The 18,576-nt window shown below is 64.6% G+C and carries 12 protein-coding genes; 9 read left to right on the top strand and 3 right to left on the bottom strand.

The window, feature by feature from the left end:
* Positions 1 to 93 precede the first annotated feature (93 nt).
* The 7 genes from DM374_RS12295 to glgX all read left to right on the top strand — a co-directional run bounded on the left by DM374_RS12295 (position 94) and on the right by glgX (position 11,873).
* Positions 94 to 450: a response regulator gene (locus tag DM374_RS12295; RefSeq protein WP_110970050.1), complete on the top strand. Its 357-nt coding sequence runs from the start codon at positions 94 to 96 to the stop codon at positions 448 to 450.
* 704 nt (positions 451 to 1,154) lie between these two features.
* Positions 1,155 to 2,714: a glycogen synthase GlgA gene (glgA, locus tag DM374_RS12290; RefSeq protein ID WP_110970049.1), complete on the top strand. Its 1,560-nt coding sequence runs from the start codon at positions 1,155 to 1,157 to the stop codon at positions 2,712 to 2,714.
* 3 nt (positions 2,715 to 2,717) lie between these two features.
* On the top strand, positions 2,718 to 4,484 hold the full coding sequence (gene treZ / locus DM374_RS12285) for a malto-oligosyltrehalose trehalohydrolase (protein ID WP_110970048.1): 1,767 nt from the start codon (positions 2,718 to 2,720) through the stop codon (positions 4,482 to 4,484).
* Positions 4,481 to 6,547 carry a 4-alpha-glucanotransferase gene (gene malQ, locus DM374_RS12280; protein ID WP_110970047.1) on the top strand — a complete coding sequence of 689 codons (2,067 nt, stop codon included), beginning with the start codon at positions 4,481 to 4,483 and terminating at the stop codon, positions 6,545 to 6,547. The genes treZ and malQ overlap by 4 nt, the downstream gene beginning before the upstream one ends.
* Entirely contained in the window at positions 6,544 to 9,345 is a 2,802-nt protein-coding gene (locus tag DM374_RS12275) for a malto-oligosyltrehalose synthase (protein ID WP_110970046.1), read from the top strand. Before malQ ends, DM374_RS12275 begins: the two co-directional genes overlap by 4 nt.
* 2 nt (positions 9,346 to 9,347) lie before the next feature.
* Positions 9,348 to 9,623, top strand: a complete 276-nt coding sequence (locus DM374_RS12270) for a DUF2934 domain-containing protein (protein WP_110970045.1) — start codon at positions 9,348 to 9,350, stop codon at positions 9,621 to 9,623.
* Between the two features lie 93 nt (positions 9,624 to 9,716).
* Complete coding sequence (gene glgX / locus DM374_RS12265) at positions 9,717 to 11,873, top strand: glycogen debranching protein GlgX (RefSeq protein ID WP_110970044.1); 2,157 nt, start codon at positions 9,717 to 9,719, stop codon at positions 11,871 to 11,873.
* A 57-nt stretch (positions 11,874 to 11,930) separates the two neighbouring features.
* Here the strand turns inward: glgX and DM374_RS12260 are convergent, their stop codons facing one another.
* Entirely contained in the window at positions 11,931 to 12,179 is a 249-nt protein-coding gene (locus DM374_RS12260; protein WP_110970043.1) for an indolepyruvate ferredoxin oxidoreductase subunit alpha, read from the bottom strand.
* A gap of 529 nt (positions 12,180 to 12,708) precedes the next feature.
* Here DM374_RS12260 and DM374_RS12255 point away from each other — a divergent pair.
* Positions 12,709 to 13,767 carry an autotransporter domain-containing protein gene (locus DM374_RS12255; protein WP_110970042.1) on the top strand — a complete coding sequence of 353 codons (1,059 nt, stop codon included), beginning with the start codon at positions 12,709 to 12,711 and terminating at the stop codon, positions 13,765 to 13,767.
* 74 nt (positions 13,768 to 13,841) lie between these two features.
* Here the strand turns inward: DM374_RS12255 and DM374_RS12250 are convergent, their stop codons facing one another.
* Both DM374_RS12250 and DM374_RS12245 read right to left on the bottom strand, forming a co-directional pair.
* Positions 13,842 to 14,738 (bottom strand): universal stress protein, encoded by an 897-nt coding sequence (locus DM374_RS12250; RefSeq protein ID WP_110970041.1) that lies wholly within the window; start codon positions 14,736 to 14,738, stop codon positions 13,842 to 13,844.
* Between the two features lie 132 nt (positions 14,739 to 14,870).
* The gene (locus DM374_RS12245; RefSeq protein WP_110970040.1) at positions 14,871 to 15,218 is read right to left on the bottom strand and encodes a hypothetical protein; all 348 of its coding nucleotides are present in this window, start codon (positions 15,216 to 15,218) and stop codon (positions 14,871 to 14,873) included.
* A 304-nt stretch (positions 15,219 to 15,522) separates the two neighbouring features.
* Between DM374_RS12245 and fdnG the strand changes: the two genes are divergently transcribed.
* A complete protein-coding gene (fdnG, locus tag DM374_RS12240) occupies positions 15,523 to 18,573 on the top strand; it encodes a formate dehydrogenase-N subunit alpha (protein WP_110970039.1) in 3,051 nt (1,016 codons plus the stop codon).
* The last annotated feature ends 3 nt before the right edge of the window (positions 18,574 to 18,576 follow it).

Genomic DNA, 18,576 nt, shown 5'->3' with positions numbered 1-18,576 from the left:
CCGACCGCTATGCTGCACACCATTGATGCTGGGGAACTTCCTGCGGCGTTGTGTTTACAGAGTCAGTAATACCTATTGCCGCAGGAGTAACCCATGCCCGCTATTCCCCCTCTTCTGGTCGTTGAAGACGACAACATCGTGCGCATGCTGTTGGTCGATGTGCTCAATGAACTGGGGTACGAGGTTACCGAGGCCCAAGACGGCGAAGAGGCACTCAAGCTGATCGAAGACCCGCAACAGCCCTTCTCGCTGATGCTCACCGACGTCGGCCTGCCCGGCATGAACGGCCAGGAACTGGCCCGCCTGACCCGCGAATTGCGCCCGCTGCTGCCGATCCTGTTTGCCAGTGGCTATGGCTCGACCATGGAAGTGCCGCAGGGCATGCATGTGATTGGCAAGCCGTTCACCATCGACCAGTTGCGGGACAAGATGAAGGGGATTCTTGGTTGAACCCAAGTTGTCAGCGCCCTTGAGATCGAGCGCCGCTTGCGCGGCGCATCGCGAGCAAGCTCGCTCCTACGGTAGGTTGGCAAGTGCCTATGCCTGCCATGCACGACGCTATCTCGAACCAGCATGAAGAGCGTTTTCTAACATAGATCGTCATGCAACAAGGGCGGGCAACCCAACTCTCACAGACCATGGCACGTTCCAACCACTGTAGGAGCGAGCTTGTCGGGGCGCCGAACCGTCGCGATGCGCCGCGCGGGCGGCGCTCGATCTCAAGGACGCTAAAGATCGCTCGGCTAGCAAATTGCGGCCACCACATAACCGAAATACCCCCTTCCCCTCCCCCCTTATGCAAAAACCCACCATTCTGTCTTCAATCTGAAATATGACCAGCGGGTCACATTTTCTCCCATCCCTCTCCTACACTGGCAAATCCTGCCTGGTACCGCCCGGACAACTCGACCGAAAAAAGTTGAAACTTTCGGATCACAGCGCCAGTCAGGAATTTAAGTAGGTCATCGCTTCCGGCGTTCCCGGGCGCGGCCCACCCATCCCTACACTTCGTCAGTTCGCCAATGGCAGGAGCGCCATTTGGCGTAGCGCTTGCACGGGTGACAGGGACGCAACACTGCACAGCAGAAGAGAGATAGACCGAACAGGCATCGCATTAGGGTGATTCACCCGCAGAACAAGGGATGGAGAGAAGTATGATCAGTGCCGCTGTCGAACCGCATACCGAGCATTTCAATCCGGATACCAGCGCCCCTGTGGGCAGTGACATCGTCGCGACGAGCCGTGGCTACGTCGCCGACCCCAGACAGAATCGGCACAAACGCAAAGTCTTGTTCGTCACTTCGGAAATCGCCGATCTGGTCAAGACCGGCGGCCTGGGCGACGTCTCCGCCGCCCTGCCCCGCGCCATGAGCCATTTGCACGATGTTCGCGTGCTGATCCCCGGCTACCCGCAAGTGATGGAAAGCGACAACCCGATCCATGTGGTCGGCGAACTGGGTGGCCATGCGGCGCTGCCCGCCTGCCAGATCGGGCGCATGGACCTCCCGGACGGCCTGGTCATCTACGTGCTGATCTGTCCCGAGCTGTACCAGCGCGAAGGCACGCCCTACGGCGCCAACAACGGCCGTGACTGGCCCGACAACCATATCCGCTTCGCCCGCCTGGGCCTGGCCGCCGCCGAAATCGCCGCTGGCGAAGGCATGGTCCACTGGACCCCGGACCTGGTCCACGCCCACGACTGGCCGGCGGGTCTGGCCCCGGCCTACATGCACTGGCGCGGCCTGAGCACCCCGACCCTGTTCACCATTCATAACCTCGCCTACCAGGGCGTGGTCAGCCGCGCCTGCTGCCCGGAACTGGCGATCCCCGAACACGCGCTGCAACAGGAAGGCATGGAGTTCTACGGCAAGCTGTCGTTTCTCAAGGCGGGCCTGGCCTACTCCAGCCACATCACCACGGTCAGCGCCACCTACGCCCGCGAAATCACTACGCCAGCGTTCGGCTGCGGGCTCGATGGTTTCCTCGACAGCAAGGCCCAGCAAGGGCTGCTCAGCGGCATTCCGAACGGCATCGACGAGAGCTGGAACTCGGCCACCGACAGCCACCTGGATCACCGCTTCGGCCTCAACGACTGGGAAGGCAAGGCCGCCAACGCCAGCCAGGTCCGCGAGCTGTTCGGCCTGGAACCCTCGACCGGTCCGCTGTTCGCCGTGGTATCGCGACTGGTCTACCAGAAAGGCCTCGACCTGACCCTTGGCGTGGCCGAGTTCATCGTCCAGCAAGGCGGTCAGCTCGCCATCATCGGCCGCGGCGAACCCGAGGAAGAACAGGCCATGCGTGAGCTGGCCGTGCGCTTCCCTGGCCGCATCGGCGTGCGTATCGGCTTCAACGAAACCGATGCCCGGCGCATGTTCGCCGGCAGCGATTTCCTGCTGATGCCTTCGCGCTACGAGCCCTGCGGCCTGAGCCAGATGTACGCGCAGCGCTTCGGCTCGCTGCCGGTGGCGCGCAATACCGGCGGCCTGGCCGACACCATCGAGAATGGCGTCACCGGCTTCCTGTTCGATGAGTCCACGGTGGAAAGCTATCGCGAGGCGCTGCAACGGGCCTTCTACATTTTCGAGAAGAAACCGCTGCTCAACGCCATGCGCTGCCTGGCCATGACCCAGCCCTTCAACTGGTGCCAGGCGGTGGAACCCTACGCCCGGCTGTACGAGGAACTGGTCGTCCGCGCCACTAGCCAGCGGGGGTAAGCCATGCCGCCCCTGCCCCTGCGGTTCAACCACGGGGCGCTGGTCGAGGATGGCCAGCGCACCCGCTTCGCCTTGTGGGCGCCCGATGCCCGCAACGTCGAACTCGAACTCGATGGCGCAACCTTCGCCATGGCCCCCGAGGCCGACGGCTGGTTTCGCCTGCAACGGCGCTGTCCAGCGGGCAGCCTCTATCGCTACCGCATCGACGGCGAGCTGTCGGTCCCCGACCCAGCGTCCCGCTCGCAGCCCCAGGGCGTACACGGCCCCAGCCAGGTCATCGCCGCGCAGCGCTACCACTGGCGGCACGACGACTGGCGCGGTCGGCCCTGGTCCGAAGCGGTGATCCAGGAACTGCATGTCGGGCTGCTCGGCGGCTACGCCGGGGTTATGAACGAATTGCCGCGCCTGGCCGAACTGGGCATCACCGCGATCGAACTGATGCCCATCGGCGAGTTTCCCGGCGAGCGCAACTGGGGCTACGACGGAGTCCTGCCCTTTGCCCCGCAGCACAGCTACGGCTCGCCGGAACAACTGCAAGCGCTGATCGACCAGGCCCACGGCCTCGGCCTGATGGTGCTGCTGGACGTGGTCTACAACCACTTCGGCCCCGACGGCAACTTCCTGCACCACTACGCCAGCGAGTTTTTCCGCGAAGACCGGCAAACCCCGTGGGGCGCGGCCATCGATTTTCGCCGCACGGAGGTGCGCGACTTCTTCATCGAAAATGCCCTGATGTGGCTCAACGACTACCGTTTTGACGGCCTGCGCCTGGATGCGGTGCATGCCATCGACGACCCGGACTTTCTTCGCGCATTGTCCGGCGCCGTGCGCCAGCACTGTGCTCCGGACCGCCACTGCTGGCTGGTGCTGGAAAACGAGTTCAACCAGGCGCACCTGCTCGGGGCCGATTTCGACGCGCAGTGGAACGATGACGGGCACAACACCCTGCATGTGCTGCTCACGGGCGAGGAAGAAGGCTATTACGCCGATTTCCGCCAGCAACCGGCGCAGCGCCTGGCCCGCAGCCTGAGCGAGGGCTTCGTCTACCAGGGCGAAGCCGACCGCCATGGCCGGCCGCGCGGCGAACCCAGCGGGCACTTGCCGCCGAGCGCTTTCGTGCTGTTCCTGCAGAACCACGACCAGACTGGCAACCGCGCCTTCGGCGAGCGCCTGTCGACCTTGTGCGAGCCCCGCGCACTGCGCGCCGCGACCACCCTGCTGCTGCTCTCGCCGATGATTCCGCTGCTGTTCATGGGCGATGAATGGGCCAGCGAACAGCCGTTTCTGTTCTTCACCGATCACCACGACGAACTGGCCGATGCCGTGCGCGAGGGCCGCCGCGCCGAGTTCCAGGGCTTCGCCGCGTTCAGCGCGCCAGAGCGCCGCGAGCAGATTCCCGATCCCAATGCGCTGCAGACCTTTATCGACTCCCGCCCCCGGCGCAACAGCCACAGCGCCGCCTGGGAAGACTTCTACCAACAGCTGCTGACGCTGCGCCGCCATCACATCGTGCCGCACCTCGACGGCGCCCGGGCGCTGGGCACCCAGGTGCTCGGCGACAAGGCACTCAGCGCCCATTGGCGGCTGGGCGACGGCAGCGAGCTGCGCATCGACCTCAACCTCGGCCCGGAACCGGTGCAATCGGACCTGACCGAGCGTCATCAACCGTTGTTTCAATGCACTGAAGCAGTGCAACAACCAGGGATCCTGCCCCCCTTCAGCGCCCTGGTCAGCCGCATTCCTCCTTCCGCTGCGGAGTCTGCCCAATGAGTGACCTCCATCTGCACCACCTGGCCCGCCTTGCGGGCCTGGCCGTCGACTGGATCGACGCCAACGGCAAGGCGCAAAAGGTCAGCGATCCGGACTTGCGTGCCATCCTCGCCGCGCTCGGCCATCCCGCCGAGGACGCCGACAGCGTCGCCCACAGCATCAAAGCCCTGGATCAGGCCGAGGATGCCCAGCACCTGCCGCCGCTATTGACCGTCGACCTCGGCGAAGCCCTGCCGCTGGCGCACTGGTTCGACGCCGGCAACCTGTGTCACGCCGTGCTCGAAGACGGCAGCGAACAGGCCCTGCGCCTGGACGCCCAGGCGGCCTTGCCCGCTGGCCTGCCGATCGGCTATCACCGCCTGAGCATCAACGGCCAGGGCTTCACCCTTGCCGTGGCGCCTCTGCGCTGCTTCACCCTCGCCGACGCCAAAGACCATCCGACCCCGCGCGGCTGGGGCATCGGCGCCCAGCTCTACAGCCTGCGCCGCCAGGGTGACGGCGGCTTCGGCGACTGTCTGGCGCTGGAAGCCCTGGCCCGCAGTGCCGCCGAACGTGGCGCCGATGCCCTGGCGATCAGCCCGACCCACGCCATGTTCGCCAACAACAGCCACACCTACAGCCCCTATTCGCCGTCCAGTCGGCTGTTTTTCAACAGCCTCTACGCCAGCCCGGAAATCCTTCTTGGCGAGCGCGCCGTGCGCGTGGCGCGGGAAAGCCTGGAACAACCGTTCGACGAGCTGGAACAGTTGCCGCTGATCGACTGGCCCCGGGCGGCCGGCGCCAAGCAGAAACTATTGCGCGTGCTGTACCGCGACTTCAGCCGCGGCGACCACCCGCAACGCGAGGACTTCACCAGCTTTCGCAAGGCCGGTGGCCAGGCGCTGGAAGACCATTGCCGCTATGAAGCCCTGCTCGACGCCGCCGCCACCAAGGGCAGTAGCCAGGACTGGCGACGCTGGTGGGACGGCTGGCGCGAGCCGCGCAGCGTGGAAGTCGCGCAGTTCGCCGACAACTACCCGGCCGCCATCGAGTACTACGCCTTCTGCCAATGGCTGGTGGCGCGCGGCCTGGAACGAGCGCAACAGGCAGCACGCGGCCAGGGCATGGCGGTTGGCCTGATCGCTGACCTCGCGGTGGGTGTCGACGGCGCCGGCAGCCAGGCCTGGAGCCGCCAGGACGAACTGCTCGCCGACCTGCACGTCGGTGCACCACCAGACATCCTCAACCGCGCCGGGCAGAACTGGGGCATCTGCGCCTTTTCGCCCAAAGGCCTGCGCCGCAACGGCTACCGCGCCTTTATCGAAATGCTCCGGGCCAACTTCGCCCATGCCGGCGGCCTGCGCATCGACCACGTGATGGGCCTGCAACGGCTCTGGCTGATACCCAACGGCGCCGCGGCCGGCGCCGGCGCCTACTTGCACTACCCGCTGGACGACCTGCTGCGCCTGCTCGCCCTGGAATCGGTGCGCCACAGCGCCATCGTTCTCGGCGAAGACCTCGGCACCGTGCCCGCCGGCCTGCGCGAGAAACTCGCGGCGCGGGGCATTCTCGGCATGCGCGTGCTGCTGTTCGAACAGGACCCGCCCGGGCATTTCAAGCCGATCCTCGACTGGCCGGACAATGCCCTCGCCACCACCAGCACCCACGACTTACCGCCGCTGGCCGGCTGGCTGTCGTCGCGGGACATCGACTGGAACCACCGCCTGCACCTGATCGACGCCCTGACCGAACGGCACTGGCGCGACGCCCGGCAGACTGAAATCCGTGGCCTGCGCCAGTTGCTCGAACGCAACTACAACCAACCCATGGACAACGACGACACCGCCATCGACGCCGCCGTGCGCCTGCTCGGCCACACCCGGGCGCCGTTGGTGCTGCTGCCGCTGGAAGACCTGCTGGGCGTGGACGAACAACCAAACCTGCCCGGTACCACCGAAGGCCATCCCAACTGGTGCCGGCGCTTTGCTCCGCCGGCTCGCGACCTGCTCGACGACTACGACGCTGCACGGCGCCTGGAATTGCTTGCCCAAGCCCGCGAACAAGCCTGGGAGCGTGATCGATGAGTGCCTTGACCGCGACCCTGCGCCTGCAATTCCACGCCGACTTCACCCTCGATGACGCGGTGCCGCTGGTGCCGTACTTCGCACGGCTCGGCATCAGCCACGTCTATGCATCGCCGCTGCTGGAAGCCCGGCCCGGTTCACGGCACGGCTACGACGTGGTCGATCCGACCCGGGTCAGCCCGGAGCTGGGCGGCGAGGCGGCGCTGGAACGCCTGGTTACGGCGCTGCGTCAGCACGGCATGGGCCTGATTCTCGATATCGTCTCCAACCACATGGCCGTGGGCGGCGAGCACAACCCCTGGTGGCAAGACCTGCTGGCCTGGGGCCGGCGCAGCCGTTACGCGGAGTTCTTCGACATCCAGTGGCATTCACCCGATCCGCTACTGGAAGGCCAGTTGCTGCTGCCCTTCCTCGCCGACGACTACGGCAAGGTGCTGCAGAACGGCGATGCGCCGCTGCGCTTCTCGGCAAGCACAGGGCGCTTCCAGATTCATCACCACGAACACCGCTTCCCCATCAGCCCGCCGGATTACGCGCTGGTGTTGGCCGCCAGCCAGTTGTCGAGCCTGCGCGACCTGGCCGGGCGCTTCGCCGCCTTGCAAGACGCCGACGCCGCCGAGCCGCTGCACCGCGAACTGATCGACCTGGCCCGGCTGGCTCAGGTCGCGGTGGACATCGAGCGCCTGCTGGAAGGCTTCGATGGCCGCCAGGAAAGCGGTTTCACCCGTCTGCACGGGCTGCTGGAGCGCCAGCACTATCGGCTGGCGAGCTGGCGCACTGCGGCGGACGACATCAACTGGCGGCGCTTCTTCGATGTCAATGAACTGGGCGGCCTGCGGGTGGAGCGGCCCACCGTGTTCGAAGCCACCCACGGCAAGGTTTTCGAATTGATCGCCCGCGGTCTGGTGGACGGCCTGCGCATCGACCATATCGACGGCCTCGCCGACCCGCGTGGCTATTGCCGCAAGCTGCGCCGTCGGACCCGTGCCCTGCTGGCGCAACGGCCCTTGAGCGCGGCGCTGGAGCACTTGCCGATCTATGTCGAGAAGATCCTCGGCGTCGGCGAAAGCCTGCACCGCGACTGGCAGGTGGACGGCACCACCGGCTATGAATTCATGAACCAGGTGTCGTTGCTGCAACACGATCCGGCCGGCGCCGCACCGCTCGCCGAGCTGTGGCATGAACTCACTGAGCGCCCGCCGTTCAGCGAGGAAGTCCGTCAGGCCCGGCAACTGGTGCTGCAAGGCAGCCTCGCCGGCGATTTCGAGTCGGTGGCTCAAGCGCTGTTGCAGGTAGCGCGCAATGACGTGATGAGTCGCGACCTGACCTTCGGCGCGATCCGCCGCGCTTTGCAGGCGCTGGTCGAGCACTACCCGGTTTACCGCACCTACATCACCGCCTGTGGGCGTTCAGCGCAGGACGAAGGGTTTTTCCAGTCCGCTTTGGAACAGGCCCGGATCAGCCTCGGCGATGCCGACGCCGCCGTGCTCGACTACCTGCAACGCTGGCTCGGCGGCCAGGCCTGGCGGCAGTTGCCACCGGGCCGGGCACGCAAGCAACTGCGCCATGCCTGCGTGCGCTTCCAGCAACTGACCTCGCCGACTGCCGCCAAGGCGGTGGAAGACACCGCGTTCTATCGCTCGGCGGTGCTGCTTTCGCGCAACGACGTGGGCTTCGAGGCCGAGCGTTTCAGTGCACCCGCTGCAGACTTCCACGCCCACTGCCAGCAACGGCTTGCCGAGTTCCCTGACAACCTGCTGGCCACCGCCACCCACGACCACAAGCGCGGTGAAGACCTGCGCGCCCGCCTCGCAGTGATCAGCGAGCGCGCTGACGGCTTCGCCAGCCGCATCGAGCACTGGCGCGAGCTGGCCGAGCCGCTGCGTCAGGAACTGGCCGACGGCACCGCACCCACTGCGGCCGATGAGCTGATGCTCTACCAGACCCTGCTCGGCAGTTGGCCGCTGGACCTGGGCGCCGACGATGAACCGGGGCTGCGCAGCTACGCCGCCCGCCTGCACGAATGGCAACGCAAGGCGCTGCGCGAGGCCAAGTTGCGCAGCAGCTGGAGCGCGCCCAATACCGCCTATGAAGAAGCCTGCGCCGACTTTATCAACGGCCTGCTGCTGGACCGTCAGTGCCAGCAACTGCGCCATTCCCTGGCGGACGCCGCCAACGCGCTGGCCTGCCCCGGCGCGCTCAACAGCCTGGTCCAATGCCTGTTGCGCATGACCGCGCCAGGCGTGCCCGACCTGTATCAAGGCAACGAGTTCTGGGACTTCAGCCTGGTCGACCCGGACAACCGCCGCCCGGTGGACTTCGCTGCACGCCGCCAGGCCCTCGACGACAGCCAGACACCCGAGACGCTGCTTGCCGCGTGGCGCGACGGTCGCGTCAAGCAGGCACTGATCGGCCAGGTGCTGGAGCGTCGCCGGCAATACGCCGAGCTGTTCCTGCGGGGCGACTACCTGCCGCTGGAAGTCCGTGGCGAGCACGCCGGAAAAGTCCTCGCCTTCGCCCGCCTTGGCGAAGAGCAAAGGGCCGTCATCATCGTTCCACGCCTTGCCGGCAATCTGCTCGGCAACACCGCACACCCTTTGATCCCGGCGCAGAACTGGGGCGATACCCGGGTGGTCCTGCCGTTCGCCTTGTCCACTGCCAATTGCACGGGACTTTTCGATCAGCGTGCAGTCACAAGCATCAAGGAGCCCGGCTCCCGGGAGCTGTGGCTGAACACCGCGCTGGAGCGCTTTCCCGTGAATCTTTTCATTGAGCACATTGAGTCATCAGGAGCGTAGCCATGAGTGTCGAGGAAAAACGTATTCGCGAATTCGCGTATCAGATCTGGGAGTCGGAGGGTAAGCCGGAAGGCCATGAAGCGCGCCATTGGGAAATGGCGCGCAAGCTGGCCGAAGCCGAGGCGTTGGCGCCCAAGGCCAGCACTGCGAAAAAGCCCAAGGCCAGTGCCAGCGCCAAGCCCAAAGCCGAGCCCGCGCCCACCGCAGGCAAGGCCGCCACGGCCAAGAGCGAGCCGGCGAAAAAGCCGCGTACACCGAAGAAACCCGCTCCGCTCTGACCCTTCGCCGGTCCCGTTTCGTTTACCACCCGCCGCGGTAGCGCCTGCTACCGCGTCGGCTGGCCGTTCCCGTCAACCCGCTTCAGGTGCCCAATGAGCCGTCGAACCGATAACTCCGAAATCGCCCACACCGAACCCTCGCGCATTCGCGAAGGCCTGCCCTTTCCCCTGGGTGCTACCTGGGACGGACTGGGGGTCAACTTCGCCCTGTTCTCGGCCAATGCCACCAAGGTGGAACTCTGTCTGTTCGATGCCAGCGGCGAAACCGAGATCGAGCGGATCGAACTGCCGGAATACACCGATGAAATCTTCCACGGCTACCTGCCCGATGCCCACCCTGGCCTGATCTACGGCTACCGGGTGCACGGCCCGTATGACCCGGGCAACGGCCACCGCTTCAATCCCAACAAACTGCTGATCGACCCCTACGCCAAGCAACTGGTGGGCGGCCTGAAATGGTCCGAGGCGCTGTTCGGCTACACCATCGGCCACCCCGACGGCGACCTCAGTTTCGATGAGCGCGACAGCGCGCCTTTCGTGCCCAAGTGCAAGGTCATCGACCCCGCGTACACCTGGGGCCGCGACCGCCGCGTCGGCACGCCGTGGGAAAAGACCATCGTCTACGAAGCCCACACCCGCGGCATCAGCATGCGTCACCCGAGCGTACCGGACGCCGCCCGCGGCACCTTTGCCGGGTTGATGAACGACGAACTGCTGGACCACATCAAGCAACTGGGCGTGACCGCCATCGAGCTGCTGCCGATCCATGCCTTCGTCAACGACCAGCACCTGCTGCAAAAGGGCCTGAATAACTATTGGGGCTACAACAGCATCGCCTTCTTCGCGCCGCATCCGCGTTACCTGGCCAAGGGCAAGATCGCCGAATTCAAGGAAATGGTCGCGCACCTGCACGACGCCGGCCTGGAGGTGATCCTCGACGTGGTCTACAACCACACCGCCGAGGGCAACGAGCTGGGCCCGACCCTGTCGATGCGCGGCATCGATAACGCCTCTTACTACCGCCTGATGCCCGACGACAAGCGCTACTACATCAACGATTCCGGCACCGGCAATACCCTCGACCTGAGCCACCCGTGTGTGCTGCAACTGGTCACCGACTCGCTGCGCTACTGGGCTGGCGAGATGCACGTGGACGGCTTCCGCTTCGACCTGGCGACCATTCTCGGGCGCTACCACGAAGGCTTCGACGAGCGTCACAGCTTCCTCGTCGCCTGCCGCCAGGATCCGCTGCTGAGCCAGGTGAAGTTGATCGCCGAGCCCTGGGACTGCGGCCCCGGCGGTTATCAGGTAGGCAACTTCGCCCCCGGCTGGGCGGAATGGAACGACCGTTTCCGCGACACCGTGCGGGCCTTCTGGAAAGGCGACGAAGGCCAGCTCGCGGACTTCGCGGCGCGCATGACCGCGTCCGGCGAGCTGTTCAATCGCCGCGGCCGGCGGCCCTACGCCTCGGTCAACTTCATCACCGCCCACGACGGTTTCACCCTGCGCGATCTGGTCTCGTACAACGACAAGCACAACGAGGACAACGACGAGAACAACCAGGACGGCAGCAACAACAACCTGTCCTGGAACCACGGCGCCGAAGGTCCCACCGACGACCCTGAAATCAAAGCCCTGCGTCTGCGCCAGATGCGCAACTTCTTCGCCACCCTGCTGCTGGCCCAGGGCACACCGATGATCGTTGCCGGCGACGAATTCAGCCGCACCCAGCACGGCAACAACAACGCCTACTGCCAGGACAGCGAGATCGGCTGGATCAACTGGGACCTGGACGAAGACGGCACCGCACTGCTCAAGTTCGTCAAGCGCCTGACCCGCCTGCGCCAGGCCTACCCGATACTGCGCCGGGCGCGGTTCCTGGTCGGCGACTACAACGAGGCCATCGGCGTCAAGGACGTCACCTGGCTGGCGCCCGATGCCAGCGAGATGACCGTGGAGCAATGGGAAGACAGCCAGGGCCGCTGCCTCGGCATGTTGATGGACGGCCGCGCGCAGGCCAGCGGGATTCCCAAGCCGGGTGCCGACGCGACGCTGCTGCTGATCGTCAACGCCCACCACGACACCGTCGCCTTCACCCTGCCCGAAGTACCCCAGGGCGAATACTGGAACTGCCTGATCGACACCGACCGGCCGACCCTGCGCAAGGGTCACAAGCTCGACTTCGGCAGCGAATTCCAGGTCACCGGGCGTAGCCTGTTGCTGCTGGAACTGCAGCGGGACGAAGATTGACGCCAGCACCCGCCGCGCCGCCCACGAACCGGGCGGCGCGGCGCGTCGTGTGGTTGCTCACTTCCTGCTTGCTTCACGGTGAGTACGGGTTTGATCCAAATTGATCTCTATGAATTTTCGATTGGAAACCTCTTCATCGAAGTAGATCGCGTGATGCGGGCACTCTTTCGCGCACTCGTCACAATCGATACACATATCGGGGTCTATCACCAGTGTGTTGTTGCCCTGGAAGATGCAATCAGCCGGGCACACATTCAGGCATGACGTGTCGTTTTTGCATTTATCCGTAATGACGTAGGCCATCATCCATCCTCCCTCACCGTAGCGGTACCTCCATACTGAACGGGACTCGAAAAAATACACCTGACAAAAATGTCAGTCTTGCCAACCGAATCGTCATTAGCAGCACGCCTTTAATGCGCCAACGCTACTCACCGCAGCCGCTACACCTCGCCTGAATACGCCAATGTGTGCCGTGGGTTCTACAGATTCACCGCCCTCTCACACGCAATTCGCCCGCCACCTGCAACCATTCGAAATAGCAGGGCCACTGTAAATTCACTCTCTGACTATGCAGCGCTCAAGTCCTCGGTTATTCAGCCACTTAGGCGGATCATCGATCTCTTCACACGGGTTTCACACAATCTTGACGCCTTGCCTCCCGTCTCCTTGACTCAAACTTAGCTACACCCGTTAAAACTCAATCCGAGCCTCTAGCTCGCGCGTTCGCGCGCGGGTCGGGGATCGTTTTGCTGGTTTGGGTCGCCCCTCTGTGCTGGTTTGCAGGCCGTGACATCAGGCCAGACCCTTGGCTGTTACACAGAGGAGATCCGCCATGAAAAAACCGTCGACGGCCACAGGCCTTGAGTCGATTTTCTTTGCGGTTTCCACGTCGCTGCTCATGGCAACCCCGGTGGAATCACAAGCAATCGGCCTGGAAGACCAGGACCCGCTGTTCAAACTCGACGTCCCCACCCTGTCCCTGCAACCGGTGAGTTTTCCGGGGCTTGGGCGCGACACCCTGAGCGCCTTTTCCGAGCGCATGGCCGAACGCAGCGGCCTGGCGCAACCGGAGATGATGCAGAGCCAATGGGCGCAATTCTTCCCGACCGCGAGCAAGCCGGAGCAAACCGATGCCCGCTTGCAGGCACCGGGCAGCGATCTGCGCATGAGCCCTGACCTGTTCATCCGCGAAACCGCCGGCGGCAGCACGCACCGGGCGGGGATTTTCGTCGGGCACAGCACCCTGCAAAGCGGCTTCGACGGCAAGCGCCCAAGCGTGGGCGAACGGCAGAACAACGTCCGCCTGGAAGGCGAAAGCCTGGGGATGTACTGGAGCCTGCAGCATGACCAGGGCTGGCATGTCGACGCCGTGGCCATGGGCACCCGCTTCGACGCCAGCGGGCGCAATGCCGCTGGCGAACGCATCGATGGCGACGGGCATGCGCTGACGTTCTCGGTGGAAGGTGGTTTTCCGATTGGCCTGGGCAAGAACTGGGTGATCGAGCCACAGGCGCAGTTGATCAACCAGCAGTACTTCGCCGGCAACCCGGCGCAGGCTGATGCCTTGCAGGCGCTGGACGGCCAGCCGAGCTGGAGCGGCCGGGTCGGTGCGCGGTTGTCCGGGCACTATGAAGTGCGCGGTATGCCGATCGAACCCTATGTGCGAACCAACGTCTGGTACGACTTCTCCAACGCCGACACCGTTACGCTGGACAAGGTCGACAAGATCAGCAGCGGGCGCAATTCGGCCACTGTGGAACTGGGCTTGGGACTGGTGGCGCGGGTCACGCCGAAGGTGGCGCTGTTCGTCAGCGCGGACTACAGCAGCGATGTGGATGACAACGATTTGAATGGGTTGATCGGCAATCTGGGGGTGCGGGTGAGGTGGTAAGCGCACGACAACCTGTAGGAGCGGCTAACAGCCGCTCCTACACCCTACACGTTGCAGAAATCACCAAGAGCAGGTCAGCCCTCCCCGCGCACCGCCAGCACATTGCACGGCAAATGCTGCAACACATGCTCGGTCGTACTGCCCAGCAACCCGCTCGCGCCGCGCCGCTGGCTGCTGCCCATGACGATCACATCCGCCCGATGATGCCCGGCATATTCGCCAATCGCATGGCTCGCCGGACCGCTGACGAAATGCCGGTTGGCCTCGGGCACGCCGCGGCTGTCAGCCAGGTGCTCGAACGCCAGTTGCGCCGAACGCCGCACTTCGCTGTTGAACCCGGGCATGGTCACCGCGCCAGCCCCAAAGTCGGCGACGTGGGTCTCGGCCACGTCCCAGGCATGCAGCAGGTGCAGCTCGGCATCGCATTGCACGGCCATGGCGTTGGCGGCGCGGATCACCCGTTCGTTGATGCGGGTGTGCTGGCTGTCCGGGTGAAGGGTATCGACGGCGGCGATGATTACCCGTGGCAACGGGCAGCGCACCTCGCTGACCAGGTGCAGCGGCACCGGGCAATCACGCAGCAAATGCCAGTCCGGCGGAGTGAGAAAAACCCGGCGCAGGGCGGACTCGTGATGCACGTCCTTGACCACGAGGTCCGGCTGCATCTCTTCAACATGTTCGATGATGTCTTTCAGCACCTCGCGACTCACCTGCACTTCGCAGGTCACTTCCAGGCCGTCGTGGCGCAGTTGCCCGGCTTCGTCGCGCAGCCAGGTCCAGGCCTCTTGCTCCATCGACTGGCGCAGCGCCGAACCGCTGGCCATACGTCCGAGCAGGTCGCCTTCTTCGATAAAAACCGCGATGTGCAGGGCCGCATCGGTGGCCTTGGCAATCGCCACGGCGCGTTCCAGAGCCGGGGTATGCCGCAGGCTGGGCGCGGCGATCATGAAGATTCGTTGATACTGGCTCATGAGACACCTCCAACAGGTTGTCCGCTCGCGCCCCCACAAATGGCGAGGATGATCAACGCGCCCGGCCAGTGCGGCCAAGGGCGGTCGATACCGGCAGAACGCCGGTATCGTGACTTCAGTATATGCGCGCGCTCAAAGGCAGGTGGCCAGAGCTGCCATACGGCGCTGCGCCAGGGCGTCGTCTTTCTGCGCGTAGAACTTGATCAGGCTGCCGGCGCCGGCCGCGGTGATGTCGGCAAAGTACTCGCCGCTGCGGGTGGAAACCGTGACCACACCGTTCACCTGTTCCAGATAGCCACTGGCATCGACGCCGAAGGAAGCCTCGTCCTGCCAGGTGAACTGGGTGCACTCGGCGACCTTGGCTACGTCTTTGGTCGAATTGAAAATCCTGTCCGGTTGGCCAACCCGGGCCTGGTTCATGGCCGACGAGGCGCAGCCCGCCAGCAGGGTCGCGGCGACGATCGCCAATACAGTGCGCATGTTTCACCTCTGTGAACGCAAAAGGGAGCGACTGTAGCACTGGCCGGGCCAGCCCAGAAAACCCTGTTTTTTGTGCGCCAATAGACAGAATCGATCACGCCATCAACAAGGTCGATTAGTCACACAAAAAACACGGGAATACACTCCCCCGCGAATGCGACAAATAGTCCTCCCCCGAGAAGGGACAGCGGCGTATTCCCTGCATGCTTTTGCCTGAAGACCACTTACCGATCCTGACGCTTTTCCCGGCGGGCACTCCTGTGCACGGCCGTTTCGTGAGGTCGTCCGTAATAAGGAGATAATCATGGGACTGGGTAGACGACAGTTCTTCAAACTGTGCACCGTCGGCGCGGCCACCGCGACCTGCGCCACCCTGGGATTTGCGCCGGGTATGGCCCAAGCCACCCAATCGCGGCAGTACAAACTGCTGCGCGCCAAGGAAACCCGCAACAACTGCACGTATTGTTCGGTGGGCTGCGGCCTGCTGATGTACAGCCTCGGCGACGGCGCGAAGAACGCCAAGGCGCGCATCTTCCACATCGAAGGCGACCCGGATCATCCGGTCAGCCGCGGCTCGCTGTGCCCGAAAGGCGCGGGGCTGGTGGACTACATCCACAGCGACCAGCGCCTGCTGTTCCCCGAGTACCGCGCGCCGGGCTCGGACAAATGGCAGCGGGTCAGTTGGGACTACGCCATCGAGCGCATCGCGCGCCTGATGAAGGACGACCGCGACGCCAACTTCATCGAGAAGAACGCCAAGGGCGTCACCGTCAACCGCTGGCTCAGCACCGGCATGCTCTGCTCCTCGGCGGCCAGCAGCGAGACCGGCTCGCTGGACCAGCGCTTCACCCGTGCCCTGGGCATCCTCGGCACCGACAGCCAGGCCCGGGTCTGCCATGCGCCGACCGTAGCCGCGCTGGCGCCGACCTTCGGCCGCGGTGCGATGACCAACAGTTGGGTGGACATCAAGAACGCCAACGTCGTGATGATCATGGGCGGCAACCCCGCCGAGGCGCACCCGGTAGGCTTCAAGTGGGTGATCGAGGCGAAGATCCGCAACGGCGCCAAGGTTATCGTGGTCGATCCGCGCTTCAACCGCAGCGCCGCGGTGGCGGATATCTACGCGCCGGTGCGTGCCGGCTCCGACGTGACCTTCCTGATGGGCATGGTCAATTACCTGATCACCCACGACAAAGTGCAGCACGAGTACGTCCGCGCCTACACCAACGCCAGCCTGATCGTGCGCGAGGACTACCACTTCGACGAGGGCCTGTTCAGCGGCTATGACGCCACCAAGCGCAGCTACGACCGCGCCTCGTGGAACTATGAGCTGGACGAAAACGGTTTCGCCAGACGCGACATGAGCCTGAGCCACCCGCGTTGCGTGTGGAACCTGCTCAAGGCCCACGTCGCCCGCTACACCCCGGAAATGGTCAGCAATGTCTGCGGCACCGCGCAGGAAGACTTCCTGAAGATCTGCGAAATCCTCGGCGAGACCAGCGCCCCGGACAAGACCGCCACCTTCCTCTATGCGCTGGGCTGGACCCACCACACCAACGGCGCACAGATGATCCGCGGCTCGGGGATGCTCCAGTTGCTGCTGGGCAACATCGGCATGGCCGGCGGCGGCGTCAACGCCCTGCGCGGTCACTCCAACATCCAGGGCTACACCGACCTCGGCCTGCTGTCGCTGCGCCTGCCGGGCTACATGAACCTGCCCTCCGACGCCCAGACCGACCTCGCCACCTACCTCAAGCAGACCACGCCGAGCGCGGTGCTGCCCGACCAGGTCAACTACTACAAGAACACCCCGAAATTCTTCGTCAGCCTGATGAAGAGCTTCTGGGGCGACAAGGCCACCAAGGAAAACGACTGGGGCTTCGACTGGCTGCCGAAGTGGGATGACAGCTACGACGTCATCAACTTCACCAACCGCATGTACGAAGGCAAGGTCAACGGCTACATCGCCCAGGGCTTCAACCCGGTGGCGGCGTTCCCGGACAAGAACAAGGCTCAGGAAGCCCTGGCCAAGCTCAAGTTCCTGGTGATCATCGACCCGCTGGCGACCGAAACCTCGAGCTTCTGGAAGAACCACGGCGAAGAGCACAACGTCGACACTGCGGCGATCCAGACCGAAGTGTTCCGCCTGCCCTCCTCCTGCTTCGCCGAGGAAGACGGTTCGATCGTCAACTCCTCGCGCTGGCTGCAATGGCACTGGGCGGGTGCCGCGCCACCCGGCGAGGCCTGGCACGACGGCAAGATCCTCGGTCACCTGTTCATGAAGCTGCGCGAGCTGTACCAGAAGGAAGGCGGTGCCAACCCTGCGCCGCTGCTCAACATGGCCTGGGATTACGCCGACCCGCTGGACCCCAAGCCCGAAGAAGTGGCCAAGGAATCCAACGGCCGCGCGCTGGTCGACCTGTTCGACGACAAGGGCGCGCTGATCCTGCGCAAGGGCCAGTTGCTCAACGACTTCGGCCAACTGCGCGATGACGGCAGCACCGTGTGCTTCAACTGGATCTTCGCAGGTTGCTGGACCGAGCAAGGCAACCAGATGGCCCGTCGCGACAACACCGACTCGGGCCTGGGCAACACGCCGGGCTGGGCCTGGGCCTGGCCGCAAAACCGCCGCGTGCTGTACAACCGCGCCTCGGCGGACCCTGCCGGCAACCCATGGGATCCGAAGCGCAAGCTGATCGGCTGGGACGGCACGCGCTGGAGCGGCGTCGATGTCCCGGACTTCGCCCCGACCATTGCCCCCGGCACGGGCACCTGCCCGTTCATCATGCTGCCCGAAGGTGTGGGCCGGTTGTTCTCAGTGGGCGCGCTCAACGACGGGCCGTTCCCCGAGCACTACGAGCCGACCGAAAGCCCGTTGGCGAGCAACCCGCTGCACCCGGCCGTGACCTACAGCCCGACCGCACGGATCTACGACCACGACCGCTCACGGATGGGCAAGCGCGAGCAGTTCCCGTACGTCGCCACCACCTATTCGATCACCGAGTTGTTCCGTCACTGGACCAAGCACTCCCGGCTCAATGCAATCATCCAGCCCGAGCAGTTCGTCGAGATCGGCGAAAAACTCGCGGCGGAAAAAGGCATCAAGCAGGGCGATCGGGTCAAGGTCAGTACCCAGCGCGGCTACATCAAGGCCAAGGCCGTGGTGACCAAGCGCATCCAGCGTCTGACCATCGACGGCCAGCCCGTGGACACCATCGGTATCCCGTGCCATTGGGGCTACGAAGGTGCAGCGCGCAAAGGTTTCCTGGCCAACACCCTGACCCCCGGCGTCGGCGACTCCAATACCCATACGCCGGAATACAAGGCGTTTCTCGTGAACGTGGAAAAGGTCTGAGGG

It is taken from the genome of Pseudomonas huaxiensis (genome assembly GCF_003231275.1).
GTDB classification, from domain to species: domain Bacteria; phylum Pseudomonadota; class Gammaproteobacteria; order Pseudomonadales; family Pseudomonadaceae; genus Aquipseudomonas; species Aquipseudomonas huaxiensis.
The sequence above is the reverse complement of the archived record's forward strand: the minus strand, read 5'-3'. Positions and strand labels throughout refer to the sequence as shown.